The following is a 19,226-nucleotide window of genomic DNA, read 5'->3' as shown; positions in this document are numbered from 1 at the left end:
TTGGTGTGGGCCTCTAACTTACTTCGCCTTAACCGCTCCGTCGGCGCCGTTCAAGCCGTTTGCAAGGCGCTACGGCGTCGTGCCGGCCGGCATGTAAAGGCGCTTCCAGATCAGGCTTTCAGGCCCCCTTATGCGTTGTGAGTGGCCGCTTGCCGGCACGCTAACCCGCAAGCGAGGCCACCGCTTATCCGCCGCTTACCGCTTAACGTTCAGTGGCCGCCGATCAGCCGTTCCGGCGACGACGCCGACGGCTCCAGGTTGCGTTCGGTCGACCACACTTCATGCTGCAGCCAGTCGCGAAACAAGGCCAGTTGCGGCAGATCGCCCTGCTCCGGGCGCGTCACCAGCCAGTAGGACTGGTGACCGTCGACATGCACGTTCAGCACCTGCACGAGTTCACCGGTTGCCAGTTCGCGGGCAATCATATGGCGGTCGGCGATGGTGATGCCGAGACCGTCGACGGCCGCGCGAATCGCCAGATCGAGCAGATCGAATTCGTAGCCGCCGCTGGTATCGACGCCGTCAATCCCGGCCGCTTTCAGCCAGTGCTGCCAGGTGAGGTAACGCTGGTCGTCGCTCGCCAGCACGTGCAGCAGCGTGAACTGATTCAGGTCGATGCCCTGCTGCCCCGAGTGCCGGGCGAGCAGCGCCGGCGAGCAGACGGCGACGTGCCGTTCGCTCATCAGCAGACGATTGTCGAAGCCTTCCCATTCGCCGTCGCCAAAACGGATCGCGCAATCGAGCACGCCCGATTCGGCGAGCTTGTCCTCGACGCGCGTCGACAGGCTCAGTTCGAGTTCCGGGTGCGCGTCGCGCAGACGCGCGAGACGCGGCATCAGCCAGCGGCTCGTAAACGTGGGCGGCGCGTTGATGCGCAAGCGGTTCAGATGGGTCTTTTCCTGAATGCTGCGCACGGTCAGTTCGATCTTGTCGAACGACTGCTGCAGCGCCTGCAGGAGCAGGCGGCCGGCGGCCGACAGTTCGAGGTGGTGATGGCGGCGTTGCAGCAAGGCCTCGCCGAGTTGCTCTTCCAACTGACGCACCTGCCGGCTGACCGCACTCTGGGTGACGTTGAGCAACTCGGCGGCACGGGTGAAGCTGCCGGTACGGCCGGCCACTTCAAAGGCTTTGAGCGCGTTGAGCGCGGGCATTTTTCGTTTCAAGGGCGTCTCTGATCGGATGCGGCAAACCGGAGTGACATTTTACGCGTTCGCTCCACGGGCCTTCCGGACGGCAAGCGTTGACTCAATCAGCGGAGGTTCATGATGTGAGGAAAGGGCCGATAAACGACGAATACCGAAATCGGCAATATGTTTCGTATTACGAATTAAATTAGCCGCCACAAAATAGAAATAGTAGTTGCAAGCCGTATGCGTTTCACATATGACACAGGCCCGCCAGGCAAGGCGCGAGACCCCTCTGCGCGCCTAAAGGGCCGGAATGACACATATCTGTCACGAATGCGACATATTGATGAACCAACATAAAAAGTTGACGCGACTACCTTGGGGCTCACGCCATGCCGGAACTTTCGTACCCGCAGACGACCACCACCAACGCTCGAAGCCGCGGCATTGGTCTGATTATTTTCCTCCTTGTGATCGCATTCGGCGCGGTGTATTGCGCCGTGCATCTGGTAACCGATCTGCAGTCCGTACAGTCACTCAGTTTCCTGCCCTACCTGTTGCTCGGCGTCGCGTTGCTGATCGCGCTCGGCTTCGAGTTCGTCAACGGCTTTCACGACACCGCGAACGCCGTCGCCACGGTGATCTACACGCATTCGCTCACGCCGAATATCGCGGTGATGTGGTCCGGTACGTGGAACTTCCTCGGCGTGCTGACTTCGAGCGGCGCTGTCGCGTTTGGCGTGCTGCAGCTTCTGCCGGTCGAACTGATCCTGCAGGTCGGCAGCAGCGCCGGCTTCGCGATGGTGTTCGCCCTGCTGATCGCGGCCATCATCTGGAATCTCGGCACGTGGTACTTCGGCTTGCCGTCGTCGAGCTCGCATACGCTAGTGGGTTCCATCATCGGCGTGGGCCTGATGAATCAACTGATGCACGGCGCCAGCGGCACCAGCGGCGTGGACTGGAATCAGGCGCTGGGCGTCGGCAAGTCGCTCGTGTTTTCGCCGATCGTCGGGTTCCTGCTCTCAGGACTGCTTCTGATGGTACTGAAAGCCGTTGTCCGCGTGCCGGCGTTGTATGCCGAACCGAAGGGCTCGGAGCCGCCGCCATTCTGGATCCGCGGCCTGCTGATCCTCACCTGTACGGGCGTTTCGTTCGCACACGGCTCGAATGACGGCCAAAAGGGCATGGGCCTGATCATGCTGATCCTGATCGGCACGGTGCCCACCGCGTACGCCTTGAACAAGGCCGTCACGCCTGGTGAAACGCAGACCTTCGTCGCGGTGTCGCAACAGGCCTCCGCTACGTTCGCCAAATATACGAACGGCGCTCCGCCGTCGGCGCACCCGCGCACCGCCGTCGAAGCCTATGTCCGCACCCGCCAGTTGACACCCGAGACGCTGCCCGCGCTGCAGCAACTGACCGACCAGATCGGTCAGCAGGTCGGCGCATCGGGCTCGATGGCGAACGTGCCGCAAGATGTCGTCGATAACGTGCGTAACAACATGTACGTCACCTCCGAGGCGATTCGCCTGATGGAAAAGGCCAAACAGCCCGCCTTTACGCAGGACGACATGAAGCCGATCGACAACTTCAAGAAGCAGGTTGATCATGCAACCAAATTCATTCCGACCTGGGTCAAGGTCGCCGTGGCGATCGCACTCGGGCTCGGGACGATGGTGGGCTGGAAACGGATTGTCGTGACGGTTGGCGAGAAAATCGGCAAACAGCATCTGACCTACGGGCAGGGCGCCTCGGCGGAACTGGTCGCCATGCTGACAATCGGCGCGGCCGATCTCTACGGTCTGCCGGTGTCGACGACGCACGTGCTGTCGTCAGGGGTAGCCGGCACGATGGCGGCCAACGGCTCGGGGCTGCAGTGGAGCACGGTGCGCAGTCTGCTGATGGCGTGGGTGCTGACGCTGCCCGCTTCCATCGCGCTGGCAGCCGGATTGTATTGGGTGTTCCTGCACGTGTTTTGAAGGGACAACGGGGGCGCGAGCCGGTTGTTTTATGCTTTACGAGTTCACTAGTGTGATGTTTTACCATCACACTAGTAACCTGCCTCTCCCGCCACCCGCCTGCCGCAAACACCCGTCAGCCGCTCAATACACTTCCGGCACGATGATGTTAGCCGGCACCGGCTGCCGGATGTACTCCGTGTTGTACACGCGCTCCGGCAGCGTAATCAGCGGATGCTCGACCTCGTGATACGGCACCTGGCTCAGCAGATGGTGAATGCAGTTCAGACGCGCGCGCTTCTTGTCGACCGCCTGAACCACCCACCACGGCGCCTCGGGAATATGCGAGCGTTGCAGCATCACTTCCTTCGCATGCGTGTACGCCTCCCAGCGGCGCCGGCTCTCCAGATCCATCGGGCTCAGCTTCCACTGCTTGAGCGGGTCGTGGATACGTGTCTGGAAGCGGATTTCCTGCTCTTCGTCGGTAATCGAAAACCAGTACTTGAGAATCTGCACGCCGCTGCGCGCCAGCATCTTCTCGAACTCCGGCACCGAGCGGAAAAACTCCTCGTACTCTTCGTCCGTGCAGAAGTTCATCACACGCTCGACACCCGCGCGGTTGTACCAGCTCCGGTCGAATAGCACCATCTCGCCGCCGGCCGGCAGATGCGACACATAGCGCTGAAAGTACCACTGCGTGCGTTCGCGATTGTTCGGCGCCGGCAGTGCCGCAACCCGGCACACACGCGGATTGAGACGCTGCGTGATGCGCTTGATCGCGCCGCCCTTGCCCGCTGCGTCGCGTCCCTCGAAGATCACCACGAGCCGGTGTCCCGTGGCGACGATCCAGTCCTGCAGCTTGACCAGTTCGCCCTGCAGACGGAACAGCTCGCGGAAGTACTTCTTGCGCGCCTCGCGATGCTCGGCCGAAAAACCCGCTTCGCCGTCGTTGATGCGGTCGTCCACTTCCATTTCGAGCTCTTCGTCGTACGCGTCGATGAGATCCTCTTCAAAACGGCGCTGCCGCTCCGCCATCGACGCCATATCGGCTCTGGGATCCTGCTCTTTCATCGCGACTCTCCTGGAAACGGGAATAGGTAAGCCCACTGCGCCGGACGCAGCGGCGACCGGCCGATTATCGGCGATCGAGGTGTCACTGTTATTACTGGGGCGGCACGGCTTGCATCAACTCATGATAGCGAGTTTTCCACGCGATCCAATCCGGCTAGCGCAACGGCTTCGCGAAGCTCAACTCGTGGCCGTCCGGGTCGGTCAGGTGGAAATAGCGCTCGCCCCACGGCGCATCCGCGGGTGCGGACTCGGGCTGCAACCCGGCCGCCAGCGCCCTGCGATAAATCCCGTCCACGTCCGACACGTAAACGATCACCCGCCCCCACCAGTTAATCGGGCCGCGGCTGTCGGCAATCAGGTTCAGAAACGACGGGCCGAACGCAAAAGATGTAAACGCTTCCTGCGGACCGCCGTACTTCAGCGGGAAACCTAGCGCTTCATAAAACGGCACGGCCCGCGCCATGTCATGGGTCGCCAGCGTGATCGCGCTCAGCGACTCGATGCGCGGCGCCTCGGAGGGGTCAGCTTCAGTCATTGCGGTACTCCTTGCATCTGGCGCACGGGGCGTCGGCACGGCCAGTTTCTCACACCCGTACCCGCATCTTGAAAACGGATGGACAGCCCTGCAGTTACGCTCCCGCCCTGTCCGGAGCTTCGCCATGGGAAGCCGTCCCCGTTTTATTGATGATCTGTCGCGCGCCTCGTCCGAGCCGGACGCGCCCGTCGGCGCCGCCGCGTCCGCCACACCGTCCGCCCTGAACGACGACGCCTTGCTCGACGCCTACTCGCGCACCGTGATCGGCGCGCTGGAGCGGGTCCAGCAGGCGGTGGTGTTCATTGCCGTCGAACACCGCACGCCCGCCAATCCGGGCGGCCGCGGCACGCGCGGTGGCACCGGTTCGGGCTTCCTGTTCACGCCGGACGGCTACCTGCTGACCAATAGCCACGTCGTACACGGCGCCGCCCAGATCCGCGTCACCCTTGCCGACGGCAGCCAGTTCGACGCCGATCTGGTTGGCGACGACCCCGGCAGCGACCTTGCCGTGCTGCGGATCGGTTCGGCCGAACCCTTGCCGCACGTCGAACTGGGCGAATCCGGACGGGTGCGGGTCGGTCAGATTGCGATTGCGGTCGGCAACCCGCTCGGCCTGCAGCAGACCGTCACCACCGGCGTGGTCTCCGCGCTCGGCCGCTCGCTGCGCTCGAACTCGGGGCGCATGATTTACGACGTGATCCAGACCGACGCGGCCTTGAATCCCGGCAACTCGGGCGGCCCGCTGATCAACTCCGCGGGCCAGGTGATCGGCGTGAACACGGCGATCATCCCCGGCGCCCAGGCCATCTGCTTTGCCACGGCCATCGATACCGCGAAGTGGGTCATCATGCAGATTTTCGCGCACGGCCGGGTGCGGCGCGCGTATATCGGCGTAGCGGGCACCACCACGCCGCTGTCGCGGCGCGTCCAACGCTACTTTGGCCTCGACTCGGAAACCGGCGTGCGGGTAATGGAAATCGTCAAGGCCAGCCCGGCGGCAATAGGCGGACTGCGCACGGACGATACGATCGTCGCGATCGATACCCTGCCCGTGGATGGTGTCGACAGCCTGCAACGCGTGCTGGATGCGTCGCGGATCGACCGCCCGGTCAACGTGACGGTGCTGCGCGGCGCGCAGCGGCTCGAGTTGACGCTCACACCGGTCGAACAGGCTAGCTAAGGCCGAACCGCACGGCAGAAAAGCCAGAGAAATCCAACAGTGTCACAGCGATTTTCTATACTGAGGGAACCGACCCTCGGACAGCAAACCGCCATCACCTGGCATGGGAGATCGATGTGACAGGCAACTATCAGGTGCGGGTCACGCGGGACACCGCCGGCCCGGATGACGCCGGCGTGCCGCGTGTGAGCAAAACGCCGGCGCGCGTGGAGATTGCCGCATCGCGACGCGAACTGGTGTTTGCCGATCGCGACACCTTGCAGCAGTTTATCGATGCCTGCATCCGCGCCCGCGAAGAGGCGTTCGGCGTGACGTCGAACCCCACCCTCTCCACGACGGACAAGGAAGCATGGGAACGCTTCTTTGGGCGGTTTACAGAGCTGTAAGCGGTGCGGCGCGAAACGCGCTCACACCGCCGCTGCGTCAAACCCTCACTGGACCACCCGCGTCACACCGCGGCCACGCGGATCGGCAGCGGGCTCGGGCGTATCGCCATTGACCTTGATGACCTGAATGTCGCCGCTGAAGTCCTGGCCTTGCAGCTTGTAGCCCTTCGCTTCGATCTGCTGCGCGAGTTCGCCCTCGATCGGCTTGTACGGCTCCCAGAAGATCGTGTTCGGCGGCAGCAACTGGTGGTGGAAGCGCATCGCGGCCACCGCGTCCTGCAACGGCATATTGAAGTCGTAGACGTTGTTGATCACCTGGAAGATCGACGTGAAGATGCGCGAGCCGCCCGGCGTGCCGATCACCAGCGACACCTTGCCGTCCTTCGTCAGGATGGTGGGTGTCATCGACGACAGCGGCCGCTTCTTCGGTTCGATCGCATTCGCGTCGCTGCCCACCACGCCGAACTGGTTCGCCATGCCCGGCTTGGCCGAGAAGTCATCCATTTCGTCGTTGAGCACGATACCCGTGCCGTCCACCACGACGCCCGAGCCGAAGTAGCCGTTGATCGTGTACGTGTTCGAGACAGCGTTACCCCACTTGTCGATCACCGAGAAATGCGTGGTCTCGGCCTTCTCCGGCATCGAGGTGCCGAGTCCCGGCTGCACGCTCTTCGTATCCGAAGGCGTAGTCGGATTGACCTCGGCAGCGCGCTTGGCCAGATACGAATCGTCGATCAGCTGGGCGACCGGCACCTTGTAGAAGTCGGGGTCGCCCAGGTATTGCGCGCGATCGGCGAACACCCGCTTTTCGATTTCCGCGATCAGATGCACGTACTGCGCCGAGTTGAGCGGCACGTCCTTGAAGTCAGGCGCAAGGTCCGCTTTCATCTTCAGTAACTGCACGAGGCCGATGCCGCCCGAACTCGGCGGCGGTGCGGTGATCACGTGATAGCCGTTCCAGTTCGCCTCGACCGGCTGGCGCCACACGGCCTTGTATTCGTGCAGGTCCTGCTTGGTGATCAGCCCGTGACCGCGCATCGATGCGGCGATCAGGTCGGCCGTCTTGCCGTCATAGAAGTCTTTGGCGCCCTGGTTGGCAATGCGCGTCAGCACCGCGGCGAGATCCGGCTGCTTGAAATTGACACCCTGCTTGAGGTTGCCGAAGTAAGTATCGAAGTTGGTCTTGCCCGCGAAGTCTTTGGCCGCGTCGTCGCGGCGCTGCTGCAACTGCTCGCTCACTTCGAAGCCATCCGTGGCGTACTTGATGGCCGGCGCCAGCACCTGCTTCCACTTCAGCTTGCCGAAACGGCGCTGCGCTTCCCACATGCCTTCGACGGTGCCCGGCACGCCCACCGCGCGATAGCCGAACAGGCTCATGCCCTTGATGACGTTGCCCTTGTCGTCGAGGTACATGTTGCGTGTCGCCGAGATCGGCGCCTTCTCGCGATAGTCGAGAAAGTAAGGCTTACCGTCTACGTAGAGCGTCATGAAGCCGCCACCGCCAATATTGCCGGCTTCCGGATAGGTCACGGCAAGCGTGAAGGCAATGGCTACAGCGGCGTCGACGGCATTGCCGCCTTCCTTGAAGATCTGCTCGGCGGCGTCGGCGCTGAACTTGTCCGCAACGGCGATGGCCGAGGCGTTGAGAACAGCAGGTTGATCGGATGTTTTCGCGTACGCGGGGGCCGTTTCGAGCAAGCCGCTCGAGACCGTGACGAGTGCGGCAACGGCAAATGCGCTTGCGGACAGCTTGACTTTATCCAACGACATTGACTCTCCTCCATGACCATTCTTTCGCGGTGAAAAAAACGACTGCCTTCGCTTATAGCATGCGTGACGGTGTTTTGCGAAGCCACCGACTGCAGTCCTAACTTGCTGTGCTGCAACGAATTCATCCACTTCGTTTCTGTCTGGCGCTCGTGGCAGGGTCTTGCTGTTATGCGCGCCCTCTGCCGCCTCTGGCGATTTCGTCGCCGCTGCCTTGCGGCATGCGTGCGGTCACCGGAATCGAGCCCAATGAGAACAGCCCCACCACCAGAAACGCGGGCCAGAAGTCGGACCACACAATCGCCGGATGGCCTTGCAGATGATGCGAGATCTGCAGCACGAGCCCGCCTATCGTCACGCCGAGCCCAAGCGAAATCTGCTGGATCACGCTCGCCACGCTGGTGGCGCGGCCAATGTCGCGGCTAGGGATATCCGCATAAGCGAGCGTATTCAACGACGTGAACTGCAGCGACGGGAAGAAGCCGCCGAACAACACAACGCACCAGATCGCCCAATGGGGCATGCCGGGGAAAAACAATCCGTACACGGCGATCGCCAGTCCGGCGAAGCACGCATTGACCATCAGCACCTTGCGGAAGCCAAAGCGTCCGAGTACGCGCGAAGCGACCGTCTTCATGAAGATCGAGCCGAAGGCCGAGGCGCACGTAATCGAGCCTGACACGAAGGCTGTCATGCCGAGTCCTTCCTGCAACGCCAGCGGCAGCAGGAAGGGCACGGCGCCAAGACCGATGCGAAACAGCGAACCGCCCAGCACGCTCGCGTGAAAACTCGGGATGCGCAGCAGGCGCAGATCGAGCACCGGCAATTCGACCCGGCTCGCATACAGCCAGTAGACGAGCAGCAGCGCGGCGCCGGCCACGGTCATACCGAGCGACAGCGTATTCGACACCAGTTCTCCGCCGATCAGCGAGACGCCCAGCATGAACGACGAAGCCCCACCCGCCGACAACACGAAACCGGCCCAGTCGAGACGCCCCGGATGCGCCTCGCGCACATTGGCGATGTGCTTGTTCGCGAGCCAGATGCCGAGCACACCGATCGGAATGTTGATAAAGAAGATCAGGCGCCAGTGCAGATACGTGGTGATGAATCCGCCGAGCGGCGGCCCGAGCACCGGCCCGAGCAATGCGGGCACCGTGAGGTAGTTGACCGCGCGAATGAATTGCGACTTCGGCATCGAGCGGAAAATGATGATGCGCCCGACCGGCACCATCAGCGCGCCCCCCAAGCCCTGCACGAAGCGCGCAAAGACAAACGTGCCGAGCGAAGTAGAGGCCGCGCACATCAGCGAGCCGGTCATGAAGATGCCGATGGCCGTGCGGAACACCGTGCGGGAGCCGAAGCGGTCGGCCACCCAGCCGCAGATAGGAATGAAGACGCCGAGGCCGATCACATAACTGGTGATGGCAAGCTTGAGGGTGATGGGACTCTGACCGAGGTCACGCGCCAGAACGGGAAGCGACGTCACGATGACCGTGCCGTCCACGTTTTCCATGAACATCGCACACGCGACGATCAGCGGAACGATGAATGCACCCAGGGCAAGAGGCATTGGCAGGACGACGGGTGGCAAAGCCGTCGGCATAAAGCCTCAATTATGGCATCGACCCGGCAACAGATGTTGTCAGATTGGGCTAAAGCAGCAGCATAAGATACGGCCTCCCCGCGTGTTCGTCTCTCCGCGGACAGACCTCGTGGCGCTCAACGCGCAACGCCCGAGGCCACCGGGCGTTGGCGCGGCACCCGCATCAGCGCATTCAGGAAGCCAGATCCGGCGGCAGCTTGCCGCCGTTCGCGGCCAACGCAAGCATGACCTGCTTGTGCAACCAGATGTTCATGCTGGCTGAATCGTTCATGTCCCCGCTGTACTTGAGCTCCGTGGCGAGCTGCTTGCGATGGTCGAGACTGCTGTCGACGCCGAGGGCCTTCATCGTATCGACAATCGACACGCGCCAGTTCAGCGTTTGTCCGCTCTCGCTCACAAGCTGGTCCAGCACGGCAGCGACGTCGACATCCGTCAGCGGCGCGGGCGCCGGCGCGGCGTCGGGGGCGGCGGCCTGCGCGGCAGCCTGCGCAACCGCAGGGTCCGGCGTGGGCTCCGCGGCGGGCGGCGGCTGATCCGGCTTCGCCTTGCCGAACAGCTTGTTCACAATCTCACCAAAAATACTCATGTTGAAACCTCCTATGGGGTGGATGGCGAGCGGCCACACCAGACCGCTCCGGAACGCATGCTTTCAGTATGCTAGGCGAAATTTACCTGGATCACGCCGCTAATTGGTCAAGAAAGGTCAAGGCTTCGATGAATGTCCGATAAAGACGGGGAATCGCACTCGCGGTTATATGTCACGCGTATTGCGCATGTGCGTTTTCGTACATATAGGTCTGCGCACTTCAGCCGTTCATCGTTTCGTCCTCGCTTCGTTTGATCCACATCGTTTCGTTCACCTGGCGCGAAATGCCCGCCGGCGATTTGCGACGCCGATCATGAACTAGACTCCCTTTACCCTCCCGTGATTCGTTGACGTGCGCACTGAAACCGTCGCACATTCAATTTCATTATTTATTTAGTTTAACGAAACAATTTTCGTTGGACGCCGCTCTATTCAGCCTCGCCGGAGTCGCTCATGAAAACCCATGTCATTGTTGGATTGACGTTGCTGCTTGCGGCAGGCGCTGCGCATGCCAACCAGTTCAATACGCAGTGCGCCTACTCGCATACGCTGCCTGACGACGCCATCGTCTACCCCGGAAAGCCAGGAGAAGCGATGGTGCACGACTTCTTTGGCAACACGCATACGAACGCCTTTAGCACGCCCGATTCATTGACCCAAGACATCGCTACCACCTGCGATTCGCCGGCAGATCCTTCGGCTTACTGGTCGCCGCAGTTAAAGCGTGGCGCCGAGATCATCCCGCCGATGTACGAGAAGACCTACTACAGGAACGACCAGCCCGTGGTGCCCGTCAACGTGATTCCGGCCGGTCTGGAAATGCTGGCGGGAGATCACATGGGCACCCAGCAGAACCCGCACATCGATTTCCTGTGCGCCGGTCAGGGCTACGTCAAGGAGCCGCCGAAAACCTGTCCGCCGAAAACGCCGGGCGAACATTCGCAATTCAATATCTCCGTGCACTTTCCGGATTGCTGGGACGGCAAGACGTTGGTACCGATCCTGGGGAACAGCAGGGCAGCCCGTATGCAGGCCGCGAGAAAAGCGGGAAGCGGCCAGCTCAACGTGGCCTACCGAAACAGCGACGGCACCTGTCCCAGCGCCTATCCGGTGAAGATCCCGGAGTTGCAGATGAACCTTGCCTACGATCTCGGGACCAATCCCGACATGTCGGATATGCAACTCTCGATGGACCCGGTGTTCCAGAACGGTCAATGGGTACCGCAATGGGGCAGCCTGTACACCGCGCACGGCGACTTCATGAACGCGTGGCGCCCGGAGACGATGCAATACCTGATCGATACCTGCATGAACAAGCCCGCCACGCCGGGAAGCACCTGCGACAAAAACATCCCCACCTACTATTCGGCGGCCGCCGCGAACGTTCAACTGGATAGCAATGGCGTTGCCCAGCCCGCAGGCACAACCTTGGTCGCGGCGCCGGGCAACCTGGTTTTCATCCGGTTTCCCATGCCGGCCAATCTCAACGACTATCCGTACGCCAAGTCGTACTTGCAGTCATTTGGCGGAAACGTTACGGATACCGCCGCCATCACGATCCAGCTATACGCGGCACATACGGACTGGGACGAGACGGGGCATGCCCCTACCGTTGCGTCTTGCGATCTGAGCCAGCGCATCGGTGGGATCTACCTGGATAACGTTCAGCAGGTCCGGCTCAACGACATCAGCGGCTATATCGCGTCGCAAAGGGCCGCGGGTGCGTCGCAGATAGGCATCTGCATCAAGAATCCGGTCAGCCAGACCGTGAGCTTTTCGTCCCGTTCGGGCGCCTGGACACCGGGGCTTTATTTGAAGTGATGACGCCGCGGCTCTGGCGTGTGCCATGCGCAGGTTTTGGGAGCGACATGTGCCGTCAACAACCGGCACATGTGCGTCAAAGCAGAAGCGAGATGCGGCGCTCAGCGCGGCACAGTCACCAGCGGCTGCAATTGCGGCAGGATCTCGGCGCGAGCGCGCACGACATCGTTCGGGAAGTCGATTTCGATCCACGGCGCACCGGTCACGTCGGCGGTATCGAACACCTGGCTGCGCTCCAGCAGCAGATCGCGCACCGCTTCTTCGTGCGGCAGGTTCGAACGGCCGCTGTCGATGTAGCCCGCCACGATCTGCGCAAAGCGCTGTGCAGTTTCCTCACGGAAGCGGAAGAAGCCCACCGACTCGCCAATCGTGTCGTACTCCAGATTCACAGCAAGCTGCTTGCGCAGTTCGACCGGCACACCGTCTTTCAGGCACAGCTTGACCGGCTCGTCGCCCGCTTCGAAGTCGCGGTCGATCAGCAGGCGGTTGACCGTCTCGCCCGCCACCAGCGCGTTCAGGATGCGCTCGTCGTACAGCACGTCGGCGTCCATCAGCAGCACGTCGCCGCCGCGCGTCAGCGGATCGGCCACGGTGTGCACCGTCAGCACGCTGCCGAGGTCGAAACGCGGATTGATCACGATCTCGACCGGATGCGGCCAGTTGATGCGCTTCAGCTCGGCCTCGACCAGCCCCGGCTGGAAACCGAGCGCCAACACGACATCCGTGACGCCGGCGGTTTCGAGCATCTGCAGATGCCGTTCGAGCAGGCTGACGCCGTCGAACTGCAGCAGGCATTTCGGGAACTGTTCGCCCGGCGGGAGCTGAAGACGCAGGCCAAGGCCCGCAGCGAGAATAATGGCACGCATGCGTGGTCCCTTTCTAAAAGTAGGGTTAGTCGACAGCCGGCACGCGCGTCGCACGCCGACGCTGCCAGTTTCTTTCACTGAAATGCAGGTACAACAGGCCCGGCAGACCCAGCAGAATCTCGCGGGCGCGCTTGGCGAGCGACAACGCCAGCGCCGCATCCGGCGGCAGGCCAACGAGCGGCGCGAGCAGCAGATAGCCGCCCTCCTGCACGCCAAGCGAGCCGGGGATCGCAAACGCGGCACCGCGAATCGCCTGACCGAGGCTCTCGAGCAGCAACGCGTCGACCCAACCAACCGGATGGCCGAGGAAGCGCAGCGCGAGCCACACTTCCACCGTGCCGACGACCCAGCCGACGAGGCTCAGCGCAAAGCTCGCCAGCACCCGGCCGCGCTCGCGATAGAGCGCCTGCACGGCGCCGTCGACGGCGTCGGCGCGCATTGTCAGGGTCGACCAGTCGCGCTTGCCGAATACCTTCGAGACGACCCGCAGGAGCCGTCCGAACAGGCCGCGCCGCTGGGCGAAAAAGAACAGTGCGATCAGCCCGGCGAGTATAGCGGTGGCAATAAAAGTCGCGGTGCGCAAGTCGTGCAGCGCGCCCTGCGCCGCGTAAGCGCCGAACAGCAGCAAGCCGAGCACGGCAAAGACGATCTGCGCAAGCGCCTGCAGCGTGGTGCTGACCGTGATCGCGGCGGCCGCGTCGCGCATGCGCATGCCGCGCTGCGAGAGTTGCCGCACCATCACCACCGGACCGCCGATCTGACCGGCCGGCAGCAGGCTATTCACCGACTCGCCGACCCAGCGCGCGAGCAAGGCATCGTGCGCGGCGACAGGGTCGCGGCGCCGGTCGATCAGCACGGCGATCGCCGCCGAATCCAGTACCAGCGGCACGATATGGAACGCGGCCACCAGCGCGAGGCCCCAACCGGCGACCAGCAGCGTCGAGGTGACCGAACCCAGGCCCTGCCAGGCGAGCAGCGCGACGAACAGCGCGACGCCGATCGACAGCAGGATCATGGCCGCGCGAGTCATTGCCCCGCCCCTTTGCGCTGGATCATCTGACGGAACACCTGGCGAAAGCCGAAATAGGCAATCGCGTCTTTCATGTTCGAGATGAAACGGCGCCACGGGCGCATGTTCGGATCCGTGACATATTCGAACGTCAGCGAGACGCGGAATTCATTGGCGCCCGCCGGCGTGATGCGGTGGCGCAGCTTGTCGCCGTCGAAGAACACCAGACCGCCCGGCGGGATCTGCACGGAGCCGGGTACATCGGGCACATCCGGATTCTTCGTATGCAACTCGTAGTCGAGACGGCACGACGATTCGTCGACCACGCCGAGCAGCAGCGTATAGCGGCGGCCGTCGTAGTACGAGGTGTCGTAATGCCAGCCGATATGGTCGCCCGGCCGGGTGTAGTAATACAGCGCATAGGCGTGCGGGTCGTCGGGCGGGGACACCATCAGCTTGTCGCCGCTCAACTTCTCCAGCCAGCCGATCAGTTCCTTCGAGCGATACAGCTCGGCAATGAACGGCGCGAGGCGGTCGATCGTATGACGGCTCACGCTGCCGCCCTGCTTGTGGCCCGGCAGGTAGTTGCGATTCACTTCGTCGAGCAGCGCGCGGGCGCTATGCACGAGTTGCGCGGTGACCTCGGGCGCGAGGAAGTCTTCCATGTAGAGGAAGGCGCCCTGCTCGGCGAAGTCTTTGGAGAGGCGCGCCGTGTCGAACTGACGCGTGCGGCCGGCAACGGCGCGGTCCGCCTCGGGAACGGCCCCGAAGGCCTCTACCGAAGCGGGCGTGACGGGTACGCGGTCGGACGAGGCTTGGGCAATCACATCATCTTCGGCCTGCGTACTCATGGACTAACCTGCATTTGACTGGTTTCGGCGGCGGGCTGCGCCGTGCGGCGCAGCGCCCGGCGAAAGTCCACGATCACCCATACGGCAAAGAGCGGCGCGCCGATCGAGGCGGCCACCACAAACGGCGTGACGACGCCGGTCAGCGTCACGAGCGGCAGCAGATACAACACGTCTTCGGTCTCGAAGCCGGCCGCCGAGGCCTGCCTGGTGCCGGCCTTGCCTTCCATCTCCTCGATCCGCATGCGCAGGAAGAAAATCACTGCGACCGCTACGCCGGCGAGGCTGCCGAGCAATACGCCCGGCACGACCCGCTCGGCTACGTGAACCCCGCCCGTGCCGAGTCCCATGCCCACGAACAGAAGGATCGTCACCAGCGCATCGCAGGCCAGGTCGTAAAAATGACCGATCCGGCTCGACTTGCCGCTGATGCGCGCGAGCTCGCCGTCCGTGTGGTCGACGAAATTCGACAGGACGATCAGCAGCGCGCCCGCGTTGGTCCAGGAAAACCCGCCCCGCGCGAGGCACAGCGCACCTGCGAGGCCGATCAGCAGGCGCAGCGTGGTGAGATGATTGGGCGTGACAAACGTGTCCACAAGCGGCGTCACAAGCCGGCGAGCGAGCCTCGCGTCCCATGTTTTCGGGACCGGAACGTTTTTTAAAGATGATGGTCGAGAATTCATAACCCGGAAATATATACGGTTACGGGAAACCTTGCTGTTTTCCGCGCCAATTTCCTCGCGAACCCTTGACAGATACCGTTCGAAGCAAAAATACCCGAACGTTGGTAAAGTGCGAGTCCAGTTACGCCTGTAACGCCGCGTAATCGGATTCGCGGCAAATTCACCGAGGATTCACGACCTCGCGTGGCGGCGTTTCCAGCGTCTCTCCCTGACCTGCCCCGTTGCGAACTTGCCACTGTGCACACGTGATCTGAAGCTTATGAAGCACGTTTTTTCTTCCGTTCTGCTCGCCCTGTCCGCAGGGGTCTTGCCGCTCGCCTGCCACGCGAGCGCGCTCGACGCGCCGCTTGCCTGTAACGAATCGGGCCATCAGTTCATTGCGGACCTTGCCCAGCAGCAACTGATCGATCCGACGCCGATGCGCGTCGAAAGCAATTCGATCAACGCGTTCCGGCCCGCCAAAGGCGCCGACCTGAGCGCCTTCGGTTTCCATGTGTTCGCAGTGGTGGGCTTTGAGAAGGACGATCCGATGTTCCGCACCGGCGACGGCGAACCGCTTGCCAACTCGGCGTACGGCGCGGTGGTGTTCGGCAGCGACTCGAGCGTGCAGGACGCCGTCACCCAGGCCGGCAGCACGGCGATCGTGCATCACGTCGGGCCGCATATCACCGCGATTTTCTGCAAACGGAACTGAGGCAAGCGGGGACGGCGCCCCGCGGGGGCCTCAACCCGGCCGGCGGAACCCGTTTTCGACCCAGGCCGCGGCATTCGCCTTGCCTAACTTGAAGCTGGGCGCCACTTTCACCTGGGCGAGTTGCTCGCCGAAGGCGTCGAACGCCGTCAGCAGCGCGTAGGGGTCGTCCTCGCTCGGGACGATGTCGAGCGTGACCGCCAGTTCGTCGCCGGTGGGCGATTCCACCGTCACGCGCTTATGCAGCATGGCGTGCAACTGCTGCTCGTGCCGGCGCAGCACCTCCGACGCGGTCTTCACAAGCGTATTGAAAGCGCCCGTATCGAGCGGCTTCGGGTTCTTCTTGTCGCGACCCATGGTCCACGGTCCGACCAGAGCGGGCTCCGGCTCCCCGTCCTTGATCATCTCCACCGCCCAGCCGTCGTCGTCTTCATTCTTGATGACGCGCGCCGTCCAGCCGTCGTCGCGCCACAAACGCGGGTCGTGCTGGGTTTCGGGCAGTTCGGGGAGATCTTCCGTCGCAGGATCGGCAGCGGTGTCGGGCGATGGAAGGGGGGTATCGGTCATTGCGGGTCGCTCAGGTTCGGATCGGATTCGTCAACTAGGACCCGATTCTACCCGCCCCGGCTGCGCCGGGGTACGGCCTATGCCGAACGGCAGAGCCCATGGATTATTGCCAATTTCAAAAAAATATTTTTCGCGATCCGTTGGAACTTATAATCGAATTTAATACAGAATAAAAAAACGCGGCCCGCAGGCCGCGTATAAACAGATGAAAAAAAAGACACCCTTGGTCAAGGGGCAGCCGAATTGTAAAGCCACTGACCGGCCGCAATCACCACACTATCCGGAATAGTCTATTTCAAAAAACAAAAGAATTTAAAGTTAATGTTTCATTTGTAATTCGAAAGCCGCTCAGCCTTAATGGGTGGGCGTCGCGCAGGTGCAACAGGAAAAAGATTGACATACCCGCGATGGATTCTCCGCGACACACAAAATCGCTTTATTTACCTGCACTTACGAAAATAAAATCCGGTATTCCTGATTCTGGAAAGCATTGTTGTGCGGGATGAGGTTAATCAATTCATCAGGGGGAATACACTTCGCTGCGAATCCTCAGGCAGCCAGTGGCATCGGCGTTAAGTCCTGTCAGGCGATTCTCTACGGACTGTCTCGGAGTTTATAAAGCATGAAAAAAACCCTCATCATCGCGGGCATCATGGGCGCGTTCGCCATCAATGCTCATGCACAAAGCAGCGTTACGTTGTACGGCACGCTGGACGCCGGCCTCGTCTATTCGAACAACCAGGGCGGCCACAACAACTGGCAGCAAGGTAGCGGCACGGTGTCGGATACGTACTTCGGCCTGCGCGGCAGCGAAGACCTCGGCGGCGGCCTGCATGCCATCTTCACGTTGGAAGACGGCTTCAACCTGAACAGCGGCAAGTTCACCGAAAGCAACACGATGTTCAATCGTCAGGCTTTCGTCGGTCTGCAAAGCGACCAGTACGGTACGCTGACGCTCGGCCGTCAATATGACTCCGTGGTCGACTACCTCGGCCCGCTGTCGGAAGCAGGTTCGGGCTACGGCAACAACCTCGCCGCCCACCCGTTCGACAACGACAATCTGGACAACTCGTTCTCGATCAAGAACGCAGTCAAGTACCAGAGCGCCAACTACTCCGGCTTCCGCTTTGGCGGCTTGTACGGTTTCAGCAACGACGCTGGCCAGTTCGCGAACAACCGTGCATATAGCGCCGGCGCTTCGTACACCAACGGTGGCTTGAACGTTGCTGCTGCGTACTTGCAACTGAACAATTCGCTGGGCGGCTCGAACCTGAGCAACGGTGCAGTGTCGGCAGGCGACGGCAACAACGCCAACCTGACGGCTGCCCTGCAGCGCACGTATGGCGTGGGCGCGAACTACGCCTACGGTCCGGCTACGGTGGGCTTCGTGTGGACCCACACGCAAGACGACAACCTGATTGCCGGCGGCCAGGGCGGCGGTTCGATCTCGGGCTTCACGGTTCCGACCGGTACGAACCTGCACCTCGACAACTTTGAAATCAACGGCAAGTACGCTCTGACGCCGGCGCTGAGCCTGAACGGCGCGTACACGTTCACGGACGGCAAGGCGACGGGCGGCACGACCTCGGGTGATCCGAAGTGGCACACCGTTTCGCTGCAAGCTGACTACTCGCTCAGCAAGCGCACCGACGTTTACGTGGAAGGCGTGTACCAGCACGCTTCGGGCCAACTGGGCGATGGCCAGCAGAACGTCGCTATGATCAACACGCTGTCGCCGTCGTCGAGCGGCAACCAGGTCGCAGCGACCGTGGGTCTGCGTCACCGCTTCTAATGAAGCTGCAGGCCGGATCGACCGATCCGGCCTGTTGAGAAACGCGCGCGTGACACAATCACGCGCGCGTTTTTTTATGCGTAACTCATTGTTGCGTGCTTCGAACGGCCACGTGCGCGCAGGTATACTCGGGCCAGTTGCCTTCCGCGCGGCGATTTCACCATGAGTTCGTCGCGGCTGAACGGCGGCTTCGTCGCGGAGCACCCTGTTCCGCCCGTGCCCCTGTTCCCGTCGCTAATCGGGAACATCGACGATCCGATCATGAAAAAACTTCTCTTGCTCGCTCCCGCCGCTCTCGCGCTTGCCGCGTGCGGCTCGTCCGGTCCTACGCGGGATGCTTCACAGCCACTGGTGTTCGTGACATCGCAGCGCACGCCGTCTTACATCGCTGAATGCCTCCAAAGCCGCTTGTCGCGAGTGCAGGCGTCGTCGGTGGGCGGCGCAACCGAACTGGCCGTCGGCTCGGGTTCGGACACCGCATACTTCGTCACGCTGACGCCGGTCAGCGCCGGCTCGGTGATCAAGGTCATGCGACCGGCCAATGCACCGGACGATCCGCCGGAACCGGAAATGCGCTTTGATATCGCGCGTTGCGCGACTTAGGAATAGTTTTAGCCGGGTGTTCGTCGTGTGGTTTATTTAGGCAGCTGTGATGAACACTGAGCGTCGAGTGACCGGCGCCGCGCCTGCACAGCACGCGCGGCGCTGTCTTTTTGCGCGGGCATCTGCGAAC

The 19,226-nt window shown here is 62.2% G+C and carries 18 protein-coding genes; 7 read left to right on the top strand and 11 right to left on the bottom strand.

Going from position 1 to position 19,226, the window contains the following annotated elements:
* Nucleotides 1-209: 209 nt before the first annotated feature.
* Nucleotides 210-1,151, bottom strand: coding sequence for a LysR substrate-binding domain-containing protein (locus tag P3T42_RS08145; protein WP_074294367.1), 942 nt, complete (start codon nucleotides 1,149-1,151; stop codon nucleotides 210-212).
* 368 nt (nucleotides 1,152-1,519) lie between these two features.
* Between P3T42_RS08145 and P3T42_RS08140 the strand changes: the two genes are divergently transcribed.
* Nucleotides 1,520-3,106 carry an inorganic phosphate transporter gene (locus tag P3T42_RS08140; protein ID WP_074294366.1) on the top strand — a complete coding sequence of 529 codons (1,587 nt, stop codon included), beginning with the start codon at nucleotides 1,520-1,522 and terminating at the stop codon, nucleotides 3,104-3,106.
* Between the two features lie 123 nt (nucleotides 3,107-3,229).
* On the opposite strand, the gene ppk2 is transcribed toward P3T42_RS08140, so the two are convergent.
* Complete coding sequence (gene ppk2 / locus P3T42_RS08135) at nucleotides 3,230-4,156, bottom strand: polyphosphate kinase 2 (RefSeq protein WP_074294365.1); 927 nt, start codon at nucleotides 4,154-4,156, stop codon at nucleotides 3,230-3,232.
* A 154-nt stretch (nucleotides 4,157-4,310) separates the two neighbouring features.
* A complete protein-coding gene (locus P3T42_RS08130) occupies nucleotides 4,311-4,691 on the bottom strand; it encodes a VOC family protein (RefSeq protein WP_429305689.1) in 381 nt (126 codons plus the stop codon).
* 124 nt (nucleotides 4,692-4,815) lie between these two features.
* On the opposite strand from P3T42_RS08130, the gene P3T42_RS08125 reads away from it, so the two are divergent.
* Nucleotides 4,816-5,871: a S1C family serine protease gene (locus P3T42_RS08125; protein WP_429305688.1), complete on the top strand. Its 1,056-nt coding sequence runs from the start codon at nucleotides 4,816-4,818 to the stop codon at nucleotides 5,869-5,871.
* Between the two features lie 116 nt (nucleotides 5,872-5,987).
* Nucleotides 5,988-6,257 carry a hypothetical protein gene (locus P3T42_RS08120; RefSeq protein ID WP_429305687.1) on the top strand — a complete coding sequence of 90 codons (270 nt, stop codon included), beginning with the start codon at nucleotides 5,988-5,990 and terminating at the stop codon, nucleotides 6,255-6,257.
* A gap of 45 nt (nucleotides 6,258-6,302) precedes the next feature.
* Here P3T42_RS08120 and ggt read toward each other — a convergent pair whose 3' ends face one another.
* From ggt to P3T42_RS08105, 3 genes are all read right to left on the bottom strand, one after another.
* On the bottom strand, nucleotides 6,303-8,027 hold the full coding sequence (gene ggt / locus P3T42_RS08115; protein ID WP_429305686.1) for a gamma-glutamyltransferase: 1,725 nt from the start codon (nucleotides 8,025-8,027) through the stop codon (nucleotides 6,303-6,305).
* Between the two features lie 166 nt (nucleotides 8,028-8,193).
* Nucleotides 8,194-9,597, bottom strand: coding sequence for an MFS transporter (locus P3T42_RS08110; RefSeq protein WP_074297070.1), 1,404 nt, complete (start codon nucleotides 9,595-9,597; stop codon nucleotides 8,194-8,196).
* Nucleotides 9,598-9,802: 205 nt separating this feature from the next.
* Complete coding sequence (locus P3T42_RS08105; protein ID WP_074294360.1) at nucleotides 9,803-10,216, bottom strand: DUF3597 domain-containing protein; 414 nt, start codon at nucleotides 10,214-10,216, stop codon at nucleotides 9,803-9,805.
* Between the two features lie 453 nt (nucleotides 10,217-10,669).
* Here P3T42_RS08105 and P3T42_RS08100 point away from each other — a divergent pair, with 453 nt between their 5' ends.
* Entirely contained in the window at nucleotides 10,670-12,037 is a 1,368-nt protein-coding gene (locus P3T42_RS08100) for a DUF1996 domain-containing protein (RefSeq protein ID WP_429305685.1), read from the top strand.
* A gap of 101 nt (nucleotides 12,038-12,138) precedes the next feature.
* Here the strand turns inward: P3T42_RS08100 and P3T42_RS08095 are convergent, their stop codons facing one another.
* The 4 genes from P3T42_RS08095 to P3T42_RS08080 are packed head-to-tail and all read right to left on the bottom strand — an operon-like array spanning nucleotide 12,139 to nucleotide 15,443.
* Nucleotides 12,139-12,903, bottom strand: coding sequence for an NTP transferase domain-containing protein (locus P3T42_RS08095; protein ID WP_074294358.1), 765 nt, complete (start codon nucleotides 12,901-12,903; stop codon nucleotides 12,139-12,141).
* Nucleotides 12,904-12,928: 25 nt separating this feature from the next.
* Nucleotides 12,929-13,933, bottom strand: coding sequence for a flippase-like domain-containing protein (locus tag P3T42_RS08090; protein ID WP_429305684.1), 1,005 nt, complete (start codon nucleotides 13,931-13,933; stop codon nucleotides 12,929-12,931).
* A complete protein-coding gene (locus P3T42_RS08085; RefSeq protein WP_429305683.1) occupies nucleotides 13,930-14,763 on the bottom strand; it encodes a HalD/BesD family halogenase in 834 nt (277 codons plus the stop codon). Before P3T42_RS08085 ends, P3T42_RS08090 begins: the two co-directional genes overlap by 4 nt.
* Complete coding sequence (locus P3T42_RS08080; RefSeq protein WP_429305682.1) at nucleotides 14,760-15,443, bottom strand: CDP-alcohol phosphatidyltransferase family protein; 684 nt, start codon at nucleotides 15,441-15,443, stop codon at nucleotides 14,760-14,762. The genes P3T42_RS08085 and P3T42_RS08080 overlap by 4 nt, the downstream gene beginning before the upstream one ends.
* Nucleotides 15,444-15,702: 259 nt before the next feature.
* Here P3T42_RS08080 and P3T42_RS08075 point away from each other — a divergent pair, with 259 nt between their 5' ends.
* A complete protein-coding gene (locus P3T42_RS08075; protein WP_074294354.1) occupies nucleotides 15,703-16,137 on the top strand; it encodes a hypothetical protein in 435 nt (144 codons plus the stop codon).
* A gap of 30 nt (nucleotides 16,138-16,167) precedes the next feature.
* Here P3T42_RS08075 and P3T42_RS08070 read toward each other — a convergent pair whose 3' ends face one another.
* Nucleotides 16,168-16,701 carry a hypothetical protein gene (locus tag P3T42_RS08070; protein ID WP_074294353.1) on the bottom strand — a complete coding sequence of 178 codons (534 nt, stop codon included), beginning with the start codon at nucleotides 16,699-16,701 and terminating at the stop codon, nucleotides 16,168-16,170.
* A gap of 622 nt (nucleotides 16,702-17,323) precedes the next feature.
* Here P3T42_RS08070 and P3T42_RS08065 point away from each other — a divergent pair.
* Nucleotides 17,324-18,493, top strand: coding sequence for a porin (locus tag P3T42_RS08065; RefSeq protein WP_074294352.1), 1,170 nt, complete (start codon nucleotides 17,324-17,326; stop codon nucleotides 18,491-18,493).
* A gap of 261 nt (nucleotides 18,494-18,754) precedes the next feature.
* The gene (locus P3T42_RS08060; protein ID WP_143788253.1) at nucleotides 18,755-19,096 is read left to right on the top strand and encodes a sugar ABC transporter ATPase; all 342 of its coding nucleotides are present in this window, start codon (nucleotides 18,755-18,757) and stop codon (nucleotides 19,094-19,096) included.
* Nucleotides 19,097-19,226: the final 130 nt, after the last annotated feature.

Source organism: Paraburkholderia sp. GAS38 (genome assembly GCF_050434965.1).
In the GTDB taxonomy this organism is placed as follows: Bacteria; Pseudomonadota; Gammaproteobacteria; order Burkholderiales; family Burkholderiaceae; genus Paraburkholderia; species Paraburkholderia phenazinium_A.
This window is presented reverse-complemented; position numbering and strand designations above follow the sequence as displayed.